Source organism: Pseudarthrobacter cellobiosi, from assembly GCF_023913815.1.
Taxonomy (GTDB): domain Bacteria; phylum Actinomycetota; class Actinomycetes; order Actinomycetales; family Micrococcaceae; genus Arthrobacter; species Arthrobacter cellobiosi.
Genome location: NZ_JAMXBK010000022.1, coordinates 38,077 through 58,004, shown reverse-complemented (window position 1 = coordinate 58,004; position 19,928 = coordinate 38,077). Strand labels below are relative to the sequence as shown.

The window sequence follows — 19,928 nt, the reverse complement described above, 5'->3', positions numbered from 1 at the left end:
CCGGACATGACGGCAACACTGGAACTTGGGGCGCTCGCCGCCGATACCGTTACCTGGCACCGGGTCTGCGCCGTGGACGAGCTAGAGCTTGCCTGGGGCGAAGCAGCGCTCATTGAAGGCCGCCAGGTGGCACTCTTCCGGACCGGCCCCAGTGAGGTTTTTGCGGTGGCCCAGGAAGATCCGGCCACCGGCGCCCACGTAATGGCCCGCGGCATTCTGGGTTCACGCGGCACCCGCCCCACCATCGCTTCGCCGCTGCACAAAGAGGTCTACGACCTGGAAACCGGCGAATGCTTCGGAACCGCCGCGGTGCGCCTGGAAACGTTCAGCACCCGCATTTCCGACGGTTTCATCGAAGTCGCGGTCTAGGCCAAGGATCCGGCCGACCTGCGTTGAGCTGTCCTGCCCCGCAATAGCGGTGTGGGCCAGCAACGGTCATGCGGGGCGCGGCCGTCCTTACGCGAAGGGCGGGTCGAAACGTTAGAGCCCGAGGGCCTCGCGGACATCGCCGAGCACATTGTCCAGGGCGGTCCGGGCTGCCTGCCGGGCTTCCGGCAGTTCGGCCGCTGACTCAACCGGGAGGATGACTTCCAGGTAGCACTTAAGCTTGGGCTCGGTGCCGCTGGGCCGGATGATGACCCGGGTCTCGTCCCGGGTCAGATACAGCAGGCCATCGGTGGGCGGCAAGTGCTCGCTCCCTTCGGCCAGGTCCACGAAGGTTTCAACAGCGGACGAACCGAACGAATGGGGCGGGCTCACCCGGAGCCGGTTCATCATGGCGTCCAGCAGGCCAAGATCCGCCACTCGGATGCTCAGTTGGTCGCTGGCGTGCAGCCCGTGCTGAAGGTAGAGCTCATCCAGGGTGTCGAAGATGGTCTTTCCGTCCGCCTTGGCAGCGGCGGCCATTTCCGCGATGAGGACCGCGGCAGAGATCCCGTCCTTGTCCCGGACCAGTTCCGGAGCACAGCAATAGCCCAGGGCTTCCTCGTAGCCGTAGACCAGCCCGGGCACCCGGGAAATCCATTTGAACCCGGTCAGCGTTTCCTCATGCTCGTACCCGGCCGCCGAGGCGATGCGCGAGAGCAGTCGCGAGGACACAATCGAATTGGCGAAGACGCCGGGCCCTTCGCCACTGCCTGCTTCAACCGTACTGCCGGTGCCGGCTGCCAGCCGGGCCACAATGTGCGCTCCCAGCAGCGCGCCCACCTCGTCGCCGCGCAGCATGCGCCAGGCGCCGGTGTCAGGATCCTTCGCCGCCACGGCTGCGCGGTCCGCATCCGGATCGTTGGCCAGGACGATATCGGCGTCGACGCGGGCGGCGGTTTCCAATGCCAGGTCCAAGGCGCCCGGTTCCTCCGGATTGGGAAAGTTCACCGTGGGAAAGTCGGGATCCGGCTCAGCCTGTTCGGCCACCAGGGTGACATCGGCAAAGCCGGCAGCTTTCAGCACTGCCACGGCAGTTTCGCCGCCGACGCCGTGCATGGGGGTCAGGACAATCCGCAGGTCGCGGGACGGGAAGCGGGCCGCATCAGCGAGTGCCGCCGTCGCGCGTTCATAATCCGCCGCAACCGACGGATCCAGGACCGTCCAGCCGTCCGCGGCAAGGGTGATGGTTTCCAGGGCGCCCACGGCATCGATCCGCGCGGCGATCCGGGCGTCGTAGGGCGCCACGATCTGCGCACCGCGGCCGCTGTCCTCCACGGCATGGCGGCCCAGGTACACCTTGTATCCGTTGTCCTGCGGAGGATTATGGCTTGCCGTCACCATCACGCCGCCGTCGCAATCGAGGGCCCGCACGGCGAAAGCGAGCAGCGGGGTGGGCAGCGCGGACGGCATCAGGAAAGTTTCAATCCCGGCGGCCGTGAAGATGGCCGCCGTTTCCTCGGCGAAGATGTCCGAGTTGTAGCGGGCGTCATAGCCGACGACGGCGCGTGGCCGGGTCCCGGGCGCGGCCTCACCCACCGCATCAACGAGGAAGATGGCGAGGCCGGCGGCGGCGCGGCGCACCACGACGCGGTTCATCCGGTTCGGCCCAGCGCCCAAGGCGGCGCGGAGGCCTGCGGTGCCGAACTGCAGCGTGCCGCTGAAGCTGTCGGCGAGCTCTTGCGACGCTGCGGGCGAGCCCTCCTCCGCGAGTTGCAGCAGCTCTGTGAGCTCTGCGGCTGTGGCGGGATCCGGATCTTTGGCCGCCCATTCGCGGGCGTGGCTGAACAAGGAAGCGGCATCGGAGGACGTCATGCGGTCAACGCTATCGTCATTGCTCCAGGAACTGTGCCGGAACACTCGCCCGTGACAGCGGAAAGCAGCGAAATCCTTGCAGTAAATTTTCTGGACAAGTAATGTCGCGAATATGAAACTGGGGCAGGGCGTTGAGTGGGGGCTGCATAGCTGCGTCAACATGTCCTGGACCGCGCCGGGGGAGGCCGTCAGCAGCGCACGGCTGGCCGAGTTCTACAAGCTTCCCGCCGCGTACCTGAACAAGCAGCTCCAGGCCATGGTGCGGGCCGGGATCCTGACCTCGGTGTCCGGCCCGCGGGGCGGCTTCTCGCTGGCCAGGCGTCCGGACCGGATTTCCGTCCTTGATGTGGTCCTGGCCATCGAAGGAAAGAACCATGCCTTCCGGTGCGAAGGCATCGCCAAGGACGCCCCGGGCGCGAGCATGGACGCCGACTACGCCCGCACCTGCCTTATTTCGCAGACCATGCGCCACGCCGAAGTCACATGGCGGACTGAGCTGTCCCGGCAGAGCATTGCCGGGATCGCCCAGTCCATCGAGCGCCGGTTTCCCGAGGCCCGGGAGGCCACCGTCCTGCAGCTCGTCGGTCCGCGAACCTGACCAGCCCTACATCAACGCGGGGTCACTAAACGCCCATGGGAAGCCTCGGATGGGCGCTAAGTGACCCCGCGTTGTCCTAAAGCTTGGCGATGATGCCCGCCAGCAGCTTGGAGATGCGCGGTCCGGCGGCCTGGCCGGACTCGATGACTTCCTGGTGGCTCAGCGGCATGGCGCTGATGCCGGCCGCGAGGTTGGTGACCAGCGAAATTCCGAACACTTCCATGCCTGCGTGCCGGCCGGCGATCGCTTCCAAAGCAGTGGACATGCCCACCAGGTCCGCGCCGATCCGCTTGGCGTACTGGACTTCGGCCGGTGTTTCGTAATGCGGTCCGCTGAACTGGGCATAGACGCCTTCCTCCAGCGAGGAGTCCACTTCACGGGCGAGGGCACGGATGCGCGGGCTGTACAGATCCGTCAGATCAACGAACGTTGCGCCTTCAAGCGGGGACGTGGCGGTGAGGTTGATGTGATCTTTGATGAGGACCGGGGTGCCCGGCGTCCAGCTTTCGTTCAGCCCTCCGCAGCCGTTGGTGAGGACCAGGGTTTTGCAGCCGGCAGCGGCAGCGGTGCGGATGCCGTGGACCACGGCGCGGACGCCTTTGCCCTCGTAGTAGTGCGTCCGTGCGCCCAGGACCAGCGCGCGTTTGCCCTCTTTGGTCAGGACGGAGCGGATGGTGCCGACGTGCCCTTCGACCGCGGGGGCGTGGAAGCCCGGGACGGTGTCGGCGGTCAGGGTGGCGGTGGTCTCGCCGATGAGGTCGGCGGCTTCGGCCCAGCCTGAGCCCAGGACGAGAGCGACGTCGTGATTGTCCACCCCGGTCTCCTGCGCGATGTACTCAGCGGCAGAGCGCGCGGCGGCGAAAGGGTCCGTGTTCTGGAAGTCTGTATTACTCACTGGTACAAGTTATCGTGCTGGTGCCGCTGTGCACAGTGGCAACAGCGTCGCGCCGGGCCGCAGACGGCACCGTGACGGGGCACTCGTTATTGGTGGTCCCTGCGCAGATGCGCGAGAATGGTTGATTGTGACTACGCACCCTGATTTCAGCTCACCCCGGATCGCAATCCTCGGAGGTGGCCCCGGCGGATACGAAGCCGCTATGGTCGCTGCCTCGCTGGGGGCGCAGGTCACCATCATCGAACGCGCGGGCATGGGCGGCTCCGCCGTGCTGACCGACGTCGTGCCTTCCAAGACCCTGATCGCGACGGCGGATCTGATGACCCGCGTCGGTGAGGCGGGCGAGCTGGGAGTGAAGTTCGACGTCGACGGCGGCGACTTTGTGCCGGCGATGCGCGCCGACCTCAAACACATCAACGACCGCCTGCTGGGCCTTGCCCGCCAACAGTCCACCGACATCTCCACCGGACTTGAGCACCAAAACGTCCGCATCCTGCTTGGTTCGGGCAAGCTCCTGGACAACCACACCATCGAGGTCCTGACCGCTGACGGCACCGAAATCGTGGAAGCGGACACCATCCTGCTGGCCGTCGGCGCGCATCCCCGCGAGCTGCCCACCGCGCGGCCGGACGGGGAACGCATCCTGAACTGGGCGCAGATCTACAACCTTGACGAGCTTCCCGAGGAACTGATTGTCGTGGGCTCCGGTGTCACCGGTGCCGAGTTCGCCTCGGCCTACAACGGCCTGGGCTCCAAAGTCACCCTGATCTCCAGCCGTGACCGGGTGCTGCCCGGCTCGGACACCGACGCCGCGGAGGTGCTGGAGGAAGTCTTCGAGCGCCGCGGTGTGCGGGTCCTGTCCCGCGCCCGTGCCGAAACCGTCGAGCGGACCGACGACGGCGTGGTGGTCACCCTTGGTGACGGATCGAAAGTCACCGGCAGCCACTGCCTGGTCTGCGTGGGCTCCATCCCGAACACCGCGGGCATCGGCCTTGAAGAGGCCGGCGTGGCCCTCACCGAGAGCGGCCATATAAAGGTCGACGGCGTCTCCCGCACCACGGCGCCGAACATCTACGCCGCCGGCGACTGCACCGGCGTGTTGGCTTTGGCCTCGGTGGCCGCAATGCAGGGCCGGATCGCGATCGCCCATTTCCTAGGCGACAGCGTTATGCCGCTCAAGCTTCACCAGGTGGCGTCGAACATCTTCACCTCACCCGAGATCGCGAACGTGGGCGTCTCCGAGGCCGAGATCCAGTCCGGCAAATACCAGGGCGACATCGTCAAGCTGTCGCTCAAGAGCAATGCCCGCGCCAAAATGCGCAATCACAAGGACGGCTTCGTCAAGATCTTCGCCCGTAAGGGCTCTGGCACCGTGATTGGCGGTGTTGTGGTGGGGCCGAACGCTTCCGAGCTGATCTTCGCCATCTCCCTTGCGGTCACCCAGAAGCTGCACGTCGACGACGTCGCCAGCACCTTCACCGTCTACCCGTCACTGAGCGGTTCCATCTCGGAAGCGGCGCGGCGCCTGCACGTCCGCATGTAAGTACCGGTGGTTGAGCTGCCGAAACCCGAGGGACCCGGCAGTCTCCATCGCCGGCAATCTCGGGTAGCGTGGCGGGCATGACTACAGCTCTGGAGCGGCCGCGCAGCGGAAAAATCATCGGTGGGGTTTGTGCCGCCCTGTCAGCCCGATTCGGGATCCCGAAGTTCCTGGTCAGGCTCGGGTTTGTGATCTTTGGCCTGGTGGGGATCGGCGAGCTGGTCTACATCGCGCTGTGGATCATGATCCCCAAGGCCCCGGCGTAGAGCAGGGCTTGCCCAGACCAGGGCCCGGGCGAGAAAGCACACCGGCCGCTACGCTTGGTGGGTGGAAATTCGAGCTGTCCTCTTCGATCTGGACAACACCCTGGGGCTCAGCTACCCATGCTTTCAGGCGGCGGGAGCCGCCTGGAAGTGTTTTTCGATGAGCCCCTTGATGTCCTCGTGGCAGCCGCCGCAGCCGGTGCCGGCGCGGGTTGCCTTGGACACCTCGGCCACGGTGGAGCAGCCATCCGCCACGGCACCCTGGATCTTGGCCCCGCTGACTCCGGCACAGCGGCACACGGTGCCAGCCGGATCCGCGGGACCGGACGCGGCCAGCTGGTCCGGGCCATCCAGGCGCAGGAGCAATGACCTGTCAGCCGGAAGCTCCGCGCCACGCTCAAACAGTCCCACTAGCTCCGCGGCGGTCCGCGGCATGCCCACGACCACCAGGCCTTCCAGCACTCCGCCGCGCGTGGTCATCTTGACGTAGCGGCCGTGTTCCGGATCGGCCCACTGGGCGATCTGAAGGCGCGGCCGGCCGTTCACGGCGCCCGCGGTGAGCACTTCTTCGTCCCACGGCTCGGCACCGTTGTCGCCGGCCACAGCCATGTTCATGCCACGGGCCTTCAGCACAATCACGGCGGCCTGTTCCTGGGGCAGCTCCTGCAGCGCGTCGGCTTCCTCCTGCGTGCCGGTGGCCAGCAGCGTCAGGTATTCGGCCAGCCATTCTGCCTGCCGCCACCCGGGTCCCACCAGGCCGGACGGGCCCTTCGCCGTGCGGCATTCACCGCAGGCGGGGTCCGGGCAGCGGACCTCGGCGCAGTCGCCGATCGCGAAGATGTGCGGCTCGTGGTGGGCACGCAGCCGGTGGTCCACCAGGATGCCGGTACCGGTGGACAGGCCGCAGCCCTCCGCGAGCTCGGTCCGGGGACGGACGCCACAGGAGAGGACCAGGAGATCGCCGTCGATCGCCGAACCGTCATTGAGCAGCAGCGCCGAGAACCCGCCGTCGGGCGCGTTGTGCTCCACCCCGGTGGACCGGGCGTTGCCGGCCATCCGGACGCCGCACCGGCGCAGGCTGGCCGCGAGGACCGCCCCGCCGCCGCGGTCGATGTTGCGCCCCAGCGGGTGCGGCCCGTTGTGCACCACCGTGACGGTGGCACCTTCCTCGGCAGCGGCGAGGGCTGTTTCGAGCCCAAGGACACCGCCGCCCAGCACCACCACGCGCTTGCCGCCGTCGACTGCCTGTTTGAGCACTGCAGCGTCGCGAAGGTCCCGGAGGGCTGTGACGCCGGCCGGAAGGACTGGGGAGGCGGGATCGGGGTTGATGCCGGTCAGGTTGGGGATGACGGGCCGGGAACCGGTGGCGAAGACCAGCCGCTCATATTGGGCCGAGGTGCCGTCGGTGAGGAGCACTTGCTGGCGGGCGCGGTCCACGCGGCGGACGCGCACGCCAAGCCGGACGTCCACGCCATCTTCGGCCAGGGCTGCGGCGTCAGAGAGGGCCAGGGCATCGGCAGTGGTGCGTCCGACCCCAAGATCGGCCACCAGCACACGGTTGTACGCGGCCTCGGCTTCCTCGCCCACGACTGTGAGGCTGACGTGCCCGTCGCGGACCGCGGGCAACAGTTCATCGATCAGGCGGGCAGCCACGGGGCCGAAACCAACAATGACAATCTGCTCACTCATGAGGCCTCCGATGTCTGAAGAACACTGTTCTGAAGTCCGGTTGCGATCGCCCGGACCCACACCTTGTTGAACTTGAATTCGGGCATCCCGGAAATGGGATCCGTCACCGCCTCGGTGAGGCGGTTGGCGCTTTCAAGCTCCGGGAAATGGAACGGCAGGAAGACTGTCTCGGGCCGGATCGCGGTGCTGAGTTCCGCACGGCAGACCACCTCACCGCGTTCATTGGCCACCGAGACAAAAGCACCCTCGGTGATGCCCATGGCGGCCGCTGCGGCGGGGTGGATCTGCATCTTCGCCTCGGGCTGGCTGGCCAGCAGCTCGGACACCCGCCGGGTCTGTGCCCCGGACTGGTAGTGCTCCAGGAGGCGCCCGGTGATCAGGGTCATGGTTTTCGCGGCCGGGTCCGGATTGGGGGCCGGCGTACGACGACGGCGGGGCGTCACCGGGGTCATGACCGCCTTGCCGCCGGCGTGGGCGAACGTGTCCAGGAAGAGCCGGGGCGTGCCGGTGCTCCCTACGGGGTACGGCCAGTAGGCAGCTTCGCCGCGGTCCAGCATGGCGTAATCGATGCCGGAGTAGTCGGCGTGCCCGCCGGCCGAGGCCAGCCGCAGCTCCTCGAAGACGGTTTCCGGATCTTCGCTGTACGTGGACGGGGCCCCGAGCGCTTCTGCCAGCCGGGCCATGATCCACAGTTCGCTGCGTGCGCCGGCCGGCGGCTGCAGGGCCTGGCGGCGGCGGAGGACGCGCCCCTCGAGGTTGGTGAGCGTGCCCTCCTCCTCGGCCCACTGCAGGACCGGGAGGATCAGGTCGGCTTCGGCGGCCGTCTCGGACATAAAGAAGTCGCAGACCACCAGGAAGTCCAGGCTGCGGAGCCCGGCGATGACGGCGTTTGCGTCGGGGGAGGCCACCGCGATGTTGGAGGCGTGCACAAAAAGGCACCGGACGCCGTCGGGCTGTCCCAGCGACTTCAGCAACTGGACGGCTGGGAGTCCCGGCCCGGGAATGGTTTCTTCGGGGACGCCCCAGACGCCGGCCATGTGGGCGCGGGCGGCGGGGTCGGTGATCTTCCGGTAGCCGGGGAGCTGGTCGGCCTTCTGGCCGTGCTCGCGGCCGCCCTGGCCGTTGCCCTGGCCGGTGAGGGTGCCGTAGCCGCTGCGGCGCGAGCCGGGCAGGCCCAGCAGGAGGCTGAGGTTGATCGCGGCGGTGGCGGTGTCCGTGCCGTCCACGTGCTGCTCCACACCGCGTCCGGTAAGGATGTAGCTGCCGCCCTTGCCCGCGCCGTCGGCGAGCCTGCGGGCGGTTTCCCGGATGAGCTCCGCCGGGACGCCGGTGAGGGACTGGACGCGTTCGGGCCAGAACGAGTTGACGCTGCGGACCACGGCTTCATAGCCGGTGGTGCGTGCCGCGATGAAGTCTTCGTCTGCCAGGCCCTCGTGGATGATCACGTGCGAGAGGCCCAGCAGAAGGGTGAGATCGGTGCCCGGCAGGGGCTGGAGGTGAAGTCCGCCGCCGTCGGCCGTGAATTTTGCCGTGGCTGAACGGCGGGGATCTACCACGATCAGCCCGCCGGCGTCGCGGGCGCCCTGGAGGTGCTGCACAAACGGCGGCATGGTTTCGGCGACGTTGGAGCCGAGCATCAGGATGGTGCTGGCGGAGTCCAGGTCTGTCAGCGGGAACGGGAGGCCGCGGTCCAGGCCGAAGGCGCGCATCCCGGCGGCCGCGGCGGAGGACATGCAGAAGCGGCCGTTGTAGTCGATGCGTGAGGTGCCAAGGGCCAGGCGGGCGAACTTGCCTAGCATGTAGGCCTTTTCGTTGGTGAGGCCGCCGCCGCCGAAGACCCCGACGGCGTCCTTGCCGTAGCGTGCCTGCGTGTCCTTCACGGCGGTGGTGACCAGCGCCAGGGCCTGGTCCCAGCCGATGGGGCGATGGACGCCGTCGGCCCCTTTGAGCAGGGGTTCGGTGACCCGTCCGGGGTGGTTCAGGAGCGTGGCTGAGGTCCAGCCTTTGCGGCAGAGTCCGCCACGGTTGGTGGGGAAGTCGCGGCCGCTCACTTCGAGTAGGGGGGCCTTCAGAAGGGTGGCGTCCGCAGCGGCCAGCGCCGCGGATTCAGCCGGCACGGGGACTGACCCCGGCTCGGAAGCCGGGGTCAGTCCCGCAGGGGACGTGAGCGTCATGGCGCACTGCAGGGCGCAGTAAGGGCAGTGCGTGTCGGCGCTTTTGGTCATGTTAGACGTGTCCCATCGCGTTTCGGTTGGCGTTGCGGATGTAGCAGAACCAGCAGACCGCCAGCATTACAACGTAGGCTCCGACGAAACCGTAGAAGGCCGGGGTATAGGAGCCGCTGGCTGTGTTGGAAGCGTTCAGGACCTGCGGGATAACGAAGCCGCCGTAGGCGCCGATGGCCGAGATCAGTCCGAGGGCCGATGACGCTAGCCGCTGGGTCTCCACCGTGCTGGCACCGGACTTCGCAGCCCGGCTGGACGTTGCGAAGATGATGGGGATCATCCGGTAGGTTGCGCCGTTGCCGAAGCCGCTGGCGGTGAAAAGCATCAGGAAGAGGACCAGGAACAGCCAGAAGTTCTTCAGCGGCAGGGTCCAGATCATGGTCAGGGTGATGACGGCCATGGAGGCGAAGGCCGCCACGGTCATCCGGGCCCCGCCCATGCGGTCAGCCATGCGTCCGCCGTAGGGGCGGGCGAGTGAACCGACCAGCGGGCCGAGGAAGGCCAGCGAGAGTGCCACGGTGCCGACTCCGATGGAGGAGAAGGCCGGGAAGTAGTCCTTGATGAGCTTGGGGAACACGCCGGCGAAGCCGATGAACGAACCGAAGGTGCCGATGTACAGCAGCGCCATGATCCAGAGGTGCGGTTCCTTGAGCGCCGCGACCGAGCCGGCCACGTCACCCTTGGCGCTGGTGAGGTTGTCCATGTACTTCCAGGCACCGAAGGCGGCGATCAGGATGAAGGGGATCCACATCCAGCCGGCCATCGGCAGGTTGACGCTGCCGACCGCGAGCAGGGTGATCGCAATCGGGACGGCGAGCTGTGCGACGGCGGCACCCATGTTGCCGCCTGCGGCGTTCAGGCCGAGAGCCCAGCCCTTTTCACGGGCCGGGTAGAAGAACGTGATGTTGGCCATGGAACTGGCGAAGTTGCCGCCGCCGAAGCCTGCAAGTGCAGCCACCAGCAGCATCACACCGAACGGGGTTTCCGGATTGGAGACGCAGAGTCCCAGGCCAACGGCGGGAATCAGAAGGAGGAGCGCGGACACGATGGTCCAGTTCCGGCCGCCGAAGCGGGGAACCATAAAGGTGTAGGGGATCCGGAGCGTGGCGCCTACCAGGCTGGGCATCGAGATCAGCCAGAAGATTTCCGAGGTGGTGAACGTAAAGCCGGCTGCCGGGAGCTGGACCACCACGATGGACCAGAGCTGCCAGACCACAAAGCCGAGGAACTCGGCGAAGATGGACCAGTTCAGGTTGCGGCGGGCGATGGTTCGGCCGGCGGACTCCCACTGCTCTTTGTTCTCGGCGTTCCAGTTGGCGATCCAGCGGCCAGGACGGAATTCAAGGGCGGGGGCGTCGGTTGTACGGGTGGAGGGCTGGGCGCTGGCGGATGAAGACACGCCTCCGTGCAACGGGGCGGTGTCTATATCTACGGAATTGCCGGTGCCGGCATCTGCGCTGCGGTCAACAGTCACGGTGGACCTCCTCTTGGGGGATGTTGTCCTTCCAAGGTAGAGAACGTGCGTTTCATGGACGGTCGCCGTTTGTTAACGCGCTGTGACATTTGCCTATCGGCAACCGACGGGCGACGTGAGGAGAGTTAACGGACCGAAGGATGAGACGTGTGCCACTAGTCCATATGGTGGACCTTTTGTCCATTGACTGGACGGCCGGAACTAATATTGAACTCTAACTACTGCATGCCGGACCCTACCGGGCCCGGCCGGTTCTCAGGAAAGTGTTCATATGTCATCTACGCAAACCACCGCGGAGCAAGGATCCCCCAAGGCGGTGAACTCACGCGGCCGCGTGATTGTGGCCAGCCTGATCGGCACCACCGTTGAGTTCTACGATTTCTACGTCTACGCCACCGCCGCCGTACTGGTCTTCCCGGCGCTGTTCTTCCCCAACCAGAATGAGACCACCCAGCTGCTCAGCTCCTTCGCTGTCTTCGGCGTGGCTTTCGTTGCCCGCCCGCTGGGATCCATCGTCTTTGGCCACTTCGGCGACAAGTTCGGCCGCAAGGGCACCCTGGTGGCCTCGTTGCTGACCATGGGCATTGCCACCTTCCTGATCGGCTGCCTGCCCACTGCGCTGGTCCCGGGCTGGCAGTTCTGGGCTCCGGCACTGCTCGTTGTTATGCGCTTCGCCCAGGGCCTCGCCCTCGGCGGCGAATGGAGCGGCGCGGCCCTGCTGGCCACGGAAAACGCCCCGGCCAACAAGCGCGCCATCTACGGCACGTTCCCGCAGCTCGGTGCACCCATCGGCTTCATCATCGCCAACGTGATCTTCCTGGTGGCCAGCTATGCACTGACACCGGCCGACTTCCTGGCCTGGGGCTGGCGCGTGCCGTTCCTGCTCAGCGCCGTCATGGTGATCATCGGCCTGTACGTCCGCCTCAAACTGATCGAAACGCCTGCCTTCACCAAGGTGCTCGAATCCAATGAGGTGGCCAAGCTGCCGCTGGCCCGGGTCTTCAAGACCAGCTGGCGTCCGCTCATCCTGGGCACGTTCATCATGCTCGCCACGTACGTGCTCTTCTACCTGATGACCACGTTCACGCTGACCTACGGCACCCGAGCCTCCAACCTGGATGCCGCCCGGGCTGCCGCCGAGAAGGCCGGCAAGCCGATGTCCGAGGCCGCCGCGGCAGCGTTTGTTCCCGGCCTGGGCTTCACCCGCAACGACTTCCTCTGGATGCTGATTGCCGGCGTCGTCTTCTTCGGCATCTTCACCCTTGTTTCCGGACCATTGGCGGAGAAGTACGGCCGCCGCAAGATGCTGTTGACCGTCACCGGTGGCATCTTCGTCTTCGGCCTGCTGTTCGTCCCGCTGTTCAGCGGCGGCTTCGTGGGCACCATGGCCCTGCTGGTCATCGGCTTCTCCCTGATGGGCCTCACGTTCGGCCCCATGGGTGCGCTGCTGCCGGAACTGTTCCCCACCAATGTGCGCTACACGGGATCCGCCGTCAGTTACAACGTGTCCAGCATCCTGGGTGCTGCGGTGGCTCCGTTCATCGCCGTCGCGCTCTGGGAGCTGGCCGACGGCAGCCCGGTCCTGGTGGGTGTCTACCTGACCGCGATGTCCGTGCTGACCCTGATTGCGCTGTTCGTGAGCAAGGAAACCCGCGACCTGGACTACGAGAACAACGTAGCCTGACGCCCCGCCGTCGGGCCTTCCAGCCCGGTTGCTGACAGAACTGCCCGGCGTGTTCCCCGTTATTCCGGGGAGCGCGCCGGGCATTGCTGTGTGCGGCGGGACCAACCGGGGAGGAACGCACGACGGCGGGGCTCCAGTTGCCGCTGTCAGTTGCCGTAGCGGGCCACGAAGTTACGGAGGATCTTCATGGGCTCCGTGGCGGTGTACGTCCGCGCGTCAGCCATGAGCTCCTCGGCGGACTCCGGCGGGAAATATCCGGCATGCCGGTAGATATCGATCCGGGTGACCAGCCCCTCCGCGTCCAGTTCCGGGTGAAACTGTGTGGCGTACAGGTTCTGCTTGATGCGGAACATGTGGACGGGGCAGGCCTGGGAGGATGCCAGCAGCACCGCGTGGGAGGGCAATCTGGTGCAAGCCTCCTTATGCCCGGTGAAGGCGGTGAAACGCCGTGGCATCCCGTGCAGGAGCGGATCCGCGAGCCCCGCCTCCGTCAGCTCGATTTCCACCCCGCCCAGCTGTTCGCCGAAGGTCCTGTCGATCACGGCGCCCTGGTGCCTGCCCAGAGTCCCCACGCCGTAGCAGGCGCCCAGAAACGGAAAGTCGCGGGCCACGATCCGGTCCAGCAGCCCGGCCAGTTCATGCTCCACCCGGTGCTGCGTTTCGCTCTTGTGGTCTGCCGGGTCGCTGGACGTGAAGGGACTCCCGCCCACAATCACGCCCGAGAATTCGGCCAGGTCCAGTTGCGGCAGGGGAGCGGCCTCAAGCCGGACACGCCTCAGCTGCGAAGGGGTCAGCCCGCCATAGGTCAGGTACGCCTCATACTCTTCCTCGGCGGCGGCGTCTTCAGCCCGGGAGGCAAGGAACAGGAAAGGCTTCACACGCTAAGTGTGCCTTTCGCCCCAGCTCAACGCCAGAGGACGCCCAGCGCCAGCCTGCAGTTGGCGCCGGAGCACAGCCCCGGCGCCAGAGGGACGTCAGTGGCTGGCAGGCTGCGCGAGGGACCGGCGGGACTGCGGCTGGGCGGCAGGATCTGCGTGGCGGTGGACCAGCTTCCAGTAGCCTTCTTCGCGCCGGAAGATGCTGGTCACGCGGAGCGCGAACTCTTCCGGCGCCGCGGCGCCCTCCAGACGGGCCCGGAAATGCTCCGTCTCCACCAGGTAGGCCGTGTCGCGTGCGGTGTAGGAGGTGATGGTGTCGAAGCCCAGCATCTCGCCGTCCTGGAACTGCCGGGACGCCTGGTCCAGCCGGGCCTCCACCTGGGCCCAGCCACGTGCGATGCCGCCGAACGGGTTGGCCAGCGTGACGTCGTCGAGCCTGGAATACAGGTCCTTGACGGCACCGGGATTCCCGCGGGTGATTTCCGGAACCGCCAGGTGGTAGCGGTCTACTTCTTCTTCAAAACTGGGTGCGAGCATGGGGTGCCTCCGGCAGGGTCTAGTCTTCGATCGTGGCGATGACGGCGCCGGCCGAAACCGTCTCACCGGCCACTGCGCTGAGTCCGGTGATGATGCCGGAACGGTGCGCGGTCAGGGGCTGTTCCATCTTCATCGCTTCGAGCACCACCACCAGGTCACCCTCGGACACAACGTCGCCGTTTGCCACGGCAACCTTGACGATGGTGCCCTGCATCGGGGAGGTCAGCGCGTCGCCGGCGGCGGCCGCAGCCGCTCCGCCTGAACGGACGCGTTTCTTGGACTTGTTGGACTTCGCGCCGGCGGCGGAACCCGCCCCGATCGAACCAAGGGAGGCCGGCAGGATAACCTCGAGGCGCTTGCCACCCACTTCAACCACCACGCGCTGGCGTTCACCGGCGTCGCCACTGGCTTCAGCGGTTCCGTCCGGCGTCCAGGCGGGAATGTTGTTTACGAATTCGGTTTCAATCCAGCGGGTGTGGATGCTGAAAGGCCCCTCCGCGGGCGCAAAAGCGGGGTCCGAAACAACGGCGAGGTCGAACGGGATAACGGTGGGGATGCCCCCCACCACCATTTCCTCCAAGGCGCGCCGCGAACGCTGCAGGGCCTGGGCGCGGGTGGCGCCGGTGACGATCAGCTTGGAGAGCATCGAGTCGAAGTTGCCGCTGATAACATCGCCCTCCTCCACGCCGGAATCGATCCGGATGCCGGGGCCTGTGGGGTTCTTCAGGGTGGTGATGGTGCCGGGGGCGGGCATGAAGTTGCGGCCCGGGTCCTCGCCGGTGATGCGGAATTCGAACGAGTGTCCACGGACCTCGGGGTCGCCGTAGCCGAGCTCCTCGCCGCGGGCCAGCCGGAACTGTTCGCGGACCAGGTCAATGCCCGTGACTTCTTCGGAGACGCAGTGCTCCACCTGCAGGCGGGTGTTGACCTCGAGGAAGGAGATGGTGCCGTCCTGGCCCACCAGGAACTCGCAGGTTCCGGCGCCCTGGTATCCAGCTTCCTTCAGGATGGCCTTGGAGGATTCGTACAGGCGGCGGTTCTGCTCTTCGGTGAGGAACGGGGCCGGTGCTTCTTCAACGAGCTTCTGGTTGCGGCGCTGCAGCGAGCAGTCACGCGTGGAGATGACAACGACGTTGCCGTGGGCGTCCGCGAGGCACTGTGTTTCGACGTGGCGCGGGGCGTCCAGGAAGCGTTCGATGAAGCACTCGCCTCGGCCGAAGGCTGCGGTGGCCTCACGGACGGCAGACTCGAAGAGCTCCGGGATTTCTTCGCGGGTGCGGGCCACCTTGATGCCGCGGCCGCCGCCGCCGAAGGCTGCCTTGATGGCCACGGGCAGGCCGAACTTGTCTACGAACTCAAGGATTTCCTCGGCCGACTGCACAGGATCGGCGGTGCCGGGGACCTGGGGTGCGCCCACTTTCTCGGCGATGTGACGGGCCTGCACCTTGTCGCCGAGGGCGGAGATGGCCTCGGGGGACGGGCCGATCCAGGTGATGCCGGCCGCGATGACCTTGGCGGCGAACTCGGCGTTTTCGGCGAGGAAACCGTAACCGGGGTGGATGCCGTCGGCACCGGACTGGCGGGCAACGTCAATGATCTTGTCCATCACCAGGTAGGACTCCGCGGCGGTGTTGCCACCCAGGGAGTAGGCCTCGTCGGCCAGCCTGACATGGAGCGCGTCGCGGTCCGGATCGGCGTAGACAGCCACGGAGGCAATGCCCTCGTCGCGTGCCGCGCGGATGATGCGCACTGCGATTTCGCCTCGGTTTGCGATCAGCACCTTGGTGAGGTTCGACTGCACGGGACTAGCGGACTGCTCCAAATTTGCTGACAAGGCGTCTCCTTCTTTCCTTCAGGGAGCCTAGCGCGATTTTGTGGGTTCCGCCGATGTTACTTGCGGTTTCCGCGTGTAAACGGGCGCGGCTTTGTAGGGAACCTACAATTGGTCGGAAAATCGCCGCAATTATTCGGCGGACCACAGGTCCGTGATGCGTACGTTGGCGTGCCCGAGGAGACTGCGCAGCGTGGAGACTGACAGCCCGACGACGGCGTGCGGATCCCCGTCCACCTTCCGGATGAACGCCCCGCCTAGGCCGTCGATCGTAAAGGAGCCGGCGCAGTGCAGCGGTTCGCCCGTGGCGATGTACGCGTCGATCTCTTCCGGATCCATCTCGGTGAAGTGGACCTCGGCGGAGGCGACCGCCCCGAGCGTGGCGCCGGATCCCGGTGCCGTGCTGCCGCCGTCGGCCGCTGCGTCGGTGCCTATCTCGGCGGGCTCGTCATCGGCTGCCGTCGCGCGGCAGTCCACCAGCCAGTGCCCGGTGTGCAGGACACCGCTGTTGCCGCTCATCCGCAGCATCCGTTCGCGGGCGACGGCGGCCGTGTACGGTTTGCCGTGTGCCTCGCCGTCGAACTCGAAGATGGAGTCGCAGCCGATGACCAGCGCGCCCTCCGCTTCCGGCAACGCGGCCACCGCCTCGGCCTTGGCGCGGGCCAGCAGCAGCGCGGTATCGTGCGGATCCGTGACGCCGTAGTGGGCCTGGACCGCGTCCTCGTCCACGTCGGAGACCAGCACGGAGTGCCGGATGCCGGCGTCGGCCAGGAGCTTGGTGCGGGCGGGGGACTGAGAGGCGAGGATGAGGCGGGTCACCGTTTTAGCCTAGTGGACGGGCTCGGTCAGCTTCTGCGGCTCGTTTTCGCGGCGTTCCAGCCGGGCGCCCTCCACGTCCACGTCGGGCAGGATCCGGTCCAGCCACTTGGGCAGCCACCAGGTCTTTTCGCCCAGCAGGTACATCACAGCCGGCACGATGGTCATGCGGACCACAAACGCGTCCAGCAGCACACCGAACGCCATGGCGAAGCCCAGCGGCCGGACCATGGTCAGGTGGCTGAAGATGAAGCCGGCGAACACGCTGACCATGATGATCGCGGCGGCGGTCACCACGGCGCCGGCGTGGGTGAAGCCGATGCGTACGGCCTTTTTGGCCGGGGCGCCGTGCATGTAGGACTCACGCATGCCGGAGGCGATGAACACCTGGTAGTCCATCGCCAGGCCGAACAGCACACCGATCAGGATGATCGGCAGGAAGCTCAGGACCGCGCCGGGATTGGCGACGTCGAACACTCCACCCAGCCAGCCCCACTGGTATACGGCCACCACCAGGCCGAAAGCGGCGGCCAGGGACAGCAGGAAACCGCCGGTTGCCAGGAGGGGAACCACAATGGAGCGGAATACCAGCAGCAGCAGGATGAGGGAAAGCCCGACGACGATCGCCAGGTACGGCGGCAGGGCGTCACCGAGTTTTGTGGAGACGTCGATGTTGCCGGCGGTCTGCCCGGTCAGGCCGATGGTGACCCCCGTTTCGGCCTGGATCTGGGTGCCGCGTTCGCGGAGTTCGCTCACCACCTGCACCGTGCCGGCCTTGGCGGGCCCCTCTTCCGGGATGACCTGGAATACGGCGGTGCGGCGGTCTTCACTCAGTGCCACGGGCACTGTTGCCACCACGTTGTCCACGCCACGGATCAGGTCCGCGACGTCATACTGCAGTTCCTGGGCCCGGGTTTCGTCCAGTCCGGCCGGGAATTCACCCACTACCACAATGGGTCCGGTGACGCCCTCGCCGAAGCTGCGGGCGGTGACGTCATAGGCCTGGTAGGCCTCGGAGTCCACCGGTTCGGAGCCGCCGTCGGGCAGTGCCAGCTGGAGCTGTGCGGCGGGCAGGGCCAGCGTTCCCAGCAGGAGTACGCCGGCGACGAGCGCCACAACCGGGTGCCGGGTGACCAGGCCGCCCCAGCCCTGGGTGCTCTTTTCCTCATCCTTGGCCTGGTCGGCAACCTCGTGGCCGGCCTCGGCGTTGTGGGCATCGGCCTTGGCCCAGGCCCGCCGGGAAATGATGCGCCGGCCGATCAGGGACAGCAGGGCCGGGGTCAGGGTGAGCGCCACCAGGACGGCCACCGCGACGGTGCCGGCTGCTGCCAGGCCCATCACGCTCAGGAACGGCAGCCCGGGCACCACCAGGGCGGCCAGGGCAATGATGACCGTCAGGCCGGCAAAAAGCACGGCGTTGCCCGAGGTTCCGGTGGCGCGTGCCACGGATTCCTCAGGATCCATGCCTGCAAGCAGCTGGGTCCGGTGCCGGTTGACGATGAACAGGGAGTAGTCGATGCCAACCGCGAGGCCCAGCATCAGGGCAAGCATGGGGGAGATGGAGCTCATCTCGAAGGCGCCGGACAGTGCGAACGTGATGCCCACCCCGACACCGACGCCGATGACGGCCATCAGCAGCGGCAGACCCGCGGCGATGAGCGTGCCGAGCATCAGGATCAGGACCAGGGCCGCCACGCCGATGCCGATGATTTCGGCCGTGCCGAAGAGTTCTGAAATGTCTTCGGTGATTTCCTTGCTGGCCAGTGCCGTCACGCCCGCGGACGAAGTCTCATGCGCGATGTCCTGCACTTGCTGGCGCACCGCCGGGGTGAGGGCGTTGATGGAGGTGTTGAACTGCACCTGTGCCACGGCAGCCTGGCCGTCCGCCGAGACAAACCGGATCCCGCCGGATGCCTCCGCCTGCCGCTTGCCCAGATCGAGCTTGGCCTTGGCGGCCTCCCATTCCTGTGTGCCGGCGTCGAGCTGCGCCTGGCCCTGTGCCAGGGCGGCCTTCTGTGCTTCGAGCCGGGCCTCGATCATGGCTGCAGTTGCGCCGCCGGCAGCGAGCTGCTTCTCCGCGGCGTTCAGCTGCGCGGTGCCGGCGGCGAGCTCGGCACGTGAGGCATCCAGGCGGGCCTTGCCCGCGGCGAGCTGCTGCTCGCCGTCGGCGATGGCATGCCCGGCCTGGTCCAGCTGGGCCTGCGTGGCGAAGGGATCCACCGTGGCCTTGACGTCAGGCAGGTCACCAAGCTTGGTGAGGGCAGCCGTGACGGCGGCGCGGCTACCGTCAGTAAAACCGCCTTCCGGGGCTTCAAAGACGATCGTGGCAGAGCCGCCCGACGCTGCCGGCAGTTCCTGCTTCAGCTTGTCCGCGATCCGCTGTGTCTCAGTGCCCGGAATCTGGAAGTTATTGGACAGCGTGCCGTGGAAGGCGGCTGCTGAGCCGCCGACGGCCACCAGCGCCGCGAGCCAGAGCGAAATGACCAGCCAGCGGTGGCGGTAGGAGAACTTGCCGAGGCGGTAGAGCAGCAGGGCCATGTCAGAGCCGTTCTTTGGTGAGGTGGGTAGTGCCGGTTGTGGACGTCGCGGAGGGGCTGGCTGCCGGAACGGGGCTGCCGAAGCCGGAGCCGAGGTGGCCCATGGCGTCAATGAGCAGTTGCCGGAGGACAGCGAGTGATGCGGGGGAGAGATCGGCGCCGCATCGGGCGAACCACACGTCCATGGCCGCCTTCCCGCAGGAGATGACGGAGCCTGCGAGGGAGCGCAGGTACAGTTCGTCGACGACGGCGCCCGGGGTTCCTGCGAAGCGCTCCCGGGCCGCGCTGATGATCTCTTCGGTGCAGTGGTCCCACGCCTCAAGTTCGGACCGGGACAGGACCGCGTTGTCCTGGGTGAGGGTGAAGAGTTCAGCCAGCGGCGCCACCGTCATGGGGTCGGCCAGCTGCATCAGGGCCGCGCGCGCCGATTCGAGGATGGGCTCGTCGGCGGGCCGCTGCCGGAACTGCTGAAGGGCGTTGTCCAGGAACCCGTGCGTCATGGAGGCAAGTGCGGCCTCGGTGCTGCTGAAGTAGTTGAAGAAGGTGCGGCGCGAGATCCCGGCTGATTCGGCAATGTCTTCCACCGTGAAATTCCCGGGTCCCTGGGCGCGCAGCAGGGTCAGGGCGGCATCGGTGATGGCCTGGCGGGTGGCGGCTTTGTTCAGCTCACGGCGCGAGAGAAGTTCGGGCATGAAATTACACTACGTGCAAGTTTGCACGCCG

The 19,928-nt window shown here is 66.9% G+C and carries 16 protein-coding genes; 5 read left to right on the top strand and 11 right to left on the bottom strand.

Translation table 11 applies throughout. The features are described 5' to 3' along the window. The first annotated feature begins 6 nt into the window (after window positions 1–6). Window positions 7–369, top strand: a complete 363-nt coding sequence (gene nirD / locus NG701_RS08195; RefSeq protein WP_252566269.1) for a nitrite reductase small subunit NirD — start codon at window positions 7–9, stop codon at window positions 367–369. Between the two features lie 111 nt (window positions 370–480). On the opposite strand, the gene NG701_RS08190 is transcribed toward nirD, so the two are convergent. Beyond that, window positions 481–2,238 carry a phospho-sugar mutase gene (locus tag NG701_RS08190; protein ID WP_252566267.1) on the bottom strand — a complete coding sequence of 586 codons (1,758 nt, stop codon included), beginning with the start codon at window positions 2,236–2,238 and terminating at the stop codon, window positions 481–483. 112 nt (window positions 2,239–2,350) lie between these two features. Here NG701_RS08190 and NG701_RS08185 point away from each other — a divergent pair, with 112 nt between their 5' ends. Continuing rightward, window positions 2,351–2,836 (top strand): RrF2 family transcriptional regulator, encoded by a 486-nt coding sequence (locus NG701_RS08185; protein ID WP_252566264.1) that lies wholly within the window; start codon window positions 2,351–2,353, stop codon window positions 2,834–2,836. Between the two features lie 76 nt (window positions 2,837–2,912). Here NG701_RS08185 and NG701_RS08180 read toward each other — a convergent pair whose 3' ends face one another. Further along, a complete protein-coding gene (locus NG701_RS08180) occupies window positions 2,913–3,731 on the bottom strand; it encodes a purine-nucleoside phosphorylase (RefSeq protein WP_252566261.1) in 819 nt (272 codons plus the stop codon). A 127-nt stretch (window positions 3,732–3,858) separates the two neighbouring features. On the opposite strand from NG701_RS08180, the gene NG701_RS08175 reads away from it, so the two are divergent. Next, the gene (locus NG701_RS08175; RefSeq protein WP_252566258.1) at window positions 3,859–5,274 is read left to right on the top strand and encodes an NAD(P)H-quinone dehydrogenase; all 1,416 of its coding nucleotides are present in this window, start codon (window positions 3,859–3,861) and stop codon (window positions 5,272–5,274) included. Between the two features lie 77 nt (window positions 5,275–5,351). Further along, window positions 5,352–5,537, top strand: coding sequence for a PspC domain-containing protein (locus NG701_RS08170; RefSeq protein ID WP_252566255.1), 186 nt, complete (start codon window positions 5,352–5,354; stop codon window positions 5,535–5,537). A 123-nt stretch (window positions 5,538–5,660) separates the two neighbouring features. Here the strand turns inward: NG701_RS08170 and NG701_RS08165 are convergent, their stop codons facing one another. The 3 genes from NG701_RS08165 to NG701_RS08155 are packed head-to-tail and all read right to left on the bottom strand — an operon-like array spanning window position 5,661 to window position 10,922. Beyond that, entirely contained in the window at window positions 5,661–7,223 is a 1,563-nt protein-coding gene (locus NG701_RS08165) for an FAD-dependent oxidoreductase (RefSeq protein ID WP_252566251.1), read from the bottom strand. After that, window positions 7,220–9,448, bottom strand: a complete 2,229-nt coding sequence (locus NG701_RS08160) for a molybdopterin oxidoreductase family protein (RefSeq protein ID WP_252566248.1) — start codon at window positions 9,446–9,448, stop codon at window positions 7,220–7,222. The genes NG701_RS08165 and NG701_RS08160 overlap by 4 nt, the downstream gene beginning before the upstream one ends. A gap of 1 nt (window position 9,449) precedes the next feature. Further along, the gene (locus NG701_RS08155) at window positions 9,450–10,922 is read right to left on the bottom strand and encodes an MFS transporter (protein WP_252566246.1); all 1,473 of its coding nucleotides are present in this window, start codon (window positions 10,920–10,922) and stop codon (window positions 9,450–9,452) included. 271 nt (window positions 10,923–11,193) lie between these two features. Between NG701_RS08155 and NG701_RS08150 the strand changes: the two genes are divergently transcribed. After that, window positions 11,194–12,606, top strand: coding sequence for an MFS transporter (locus tag NG701_RS08150; protein WP_252566243.1), 1,413 nt, complete (start codon window positions 11,194–11,196; stop codon window positions 12,604–12,606). Window positions 12,607–12,752: 146 nt separating this feature from the next. On the opposite strand, the gene NG701_RS08145 is transcribed toward NG701_RS08150, so the two are convergent. The 6 genes from NG701_RS08145 to NG701_RS08120 form a co-directional block, all read right to left on the bottom strand. Then, window positions 12,753–13,484 carry a glutamine amidotransferase gene (locus NG701_RS08145; RefSeq protein WP_252566240.1) on the bottom strand — a complete coding sequence of 244 codons (732 nt, stop codon included), beginning with the start codon at window positions 13,482–13,484 and terminating at the stop codon, window positions 12,753–12,755. 96 nt (window positions 13,485–13,580) lie between these two features. Then, a complete protein-coding gene (locus tag NG701_RS08140; protein WP_252566237.1) occupies window positions 13,581–14,021 on the bottom strand; it encodes a YybH family protein in 441 nt (146 codons plus the stop codon). 19 nt (window positions 14,022–14,040) lie between these two features. Next, on the bottom strand, window positions 14,041–15,855 hold the full coding sequence (locus NG701_RS08135) for an acetyl/propionyl/methylcrotonyl-CoA carboxylase subunit alpha (RefSeq protein WP_252566235.1): 1,815 nt from the start codon (window positions 15,853–15,855) through the stop codon (window positions 14,041–14,043). Between the two features lie 129 nt (window positions 15,856–15,984). Continuing rightward, window positions 15,985–16,671 carry a Maf family protein gene (locus tag NG701_RS08130; RefSeq protein WP_252566232.1) on the bottom strand — a complete coding sequence of 229 codons (687 nt, stop codon included), beginning with the start codon at window positions 16,669–16,671 and terminating at the stop codon, window positions 15,985–15,987. A gap of 9 nt (window positions 16,672–16,680) precedes the next feature. Next, window positions 16,681–19,206 carry an MMPL family transporter gene (locus tag NG701_RS08125; protein WP_252566229.1) on the bottom strand — a complete coding sequence of 842 codons (2,526 nt, stop codon included), beginning with the start codon at window positions 19,204–19,206 and terminating at the stop codon, window positions 16,681–16,683. Window position 19,207: 1 nt separating this feature from the next. Further along, window positions 19,208–19,897 (bottom strand): TetR/AcrR family transcriptional regulator, encoded by a 690-nt coding sequence (locus tag NG701_RS08120; protein WP_252566226.1) that lies wholly within the window; start codon window positions 19,895–19,897, stop codon window positions 19,208–19,210. Window positions 19,898–19,928 lie beyond the last annotated feature (31 nt).

Coding starts and splice junctions, on each gene's coding strand:
- nirD (WP_252566269.1), top strand. CDS start 7: ATGACGGCAACACTGGAACTTGGGGCGCTCGCCGCCGATACCGTTACC.
- NG701_RS08190 (WP_252566267.1), bottom strand. CDS start 2,238: ATGACGTCCTCCGATGCCGCTTCCTTGTTCAGCCACGCCCGCGAATGG.
- NG701_RS08185 (WP_252566264.1), top strand. CDS start 2,351: ATGAAACTGGGGCAGGGCGTTGAGTGGGGGCTGCATAGCTGCGTCAAC.
- NG701_RS08170 (WP_252566255.1), top strand. CDS start 5,352: ATGACTACAGCTCTGGAGCGGCCGCGCAGCGGAAAAATCATCGGTGGG.
- NG701_RS08165 (WP_252566251.1), bottom strand. CDS start 7,223: ATGAGTGAGCAGATTGTCATTGTTGGTTTCGGCCCCGTGGCTGCCCGC.
- NG701_RS08160 (WP_252566248.1), bottom strand. CDS start 9,448: ATGACCAAAAGCGCCGACACGCACTGCCCTTACTGCGCCCTGCAGTGC.
- NG701_RS08150 (WP_252566243.1), top strand. CDS start 11,194: ATGTCATCTACGCAAACCACCGCGGAGCAAGGATCCCCCAAGGCGGTG.
- NG701_RS08140 (WP_252566237.1), bottom strand. CDS start 14,021: ATGCTCGCACCCAGTTTTGAAGAAGAAGTAGACCGCTACCACCTGGCG.
- NG701_RS08125 (WP_252566229.1), bottom strand. CDS start 19,206: ATGGCCCTGCTGCTCTACCGCCTCGGCAAGTTCTCCTACCGCCACCGC.
- NG701_RS08120 (WP_252566226.1), bottom strand. CDS start 19,897: ATGCCCGAACTTCTCTCGCGCCGTGAGCTGAACAAAGCCGCCACCCGC.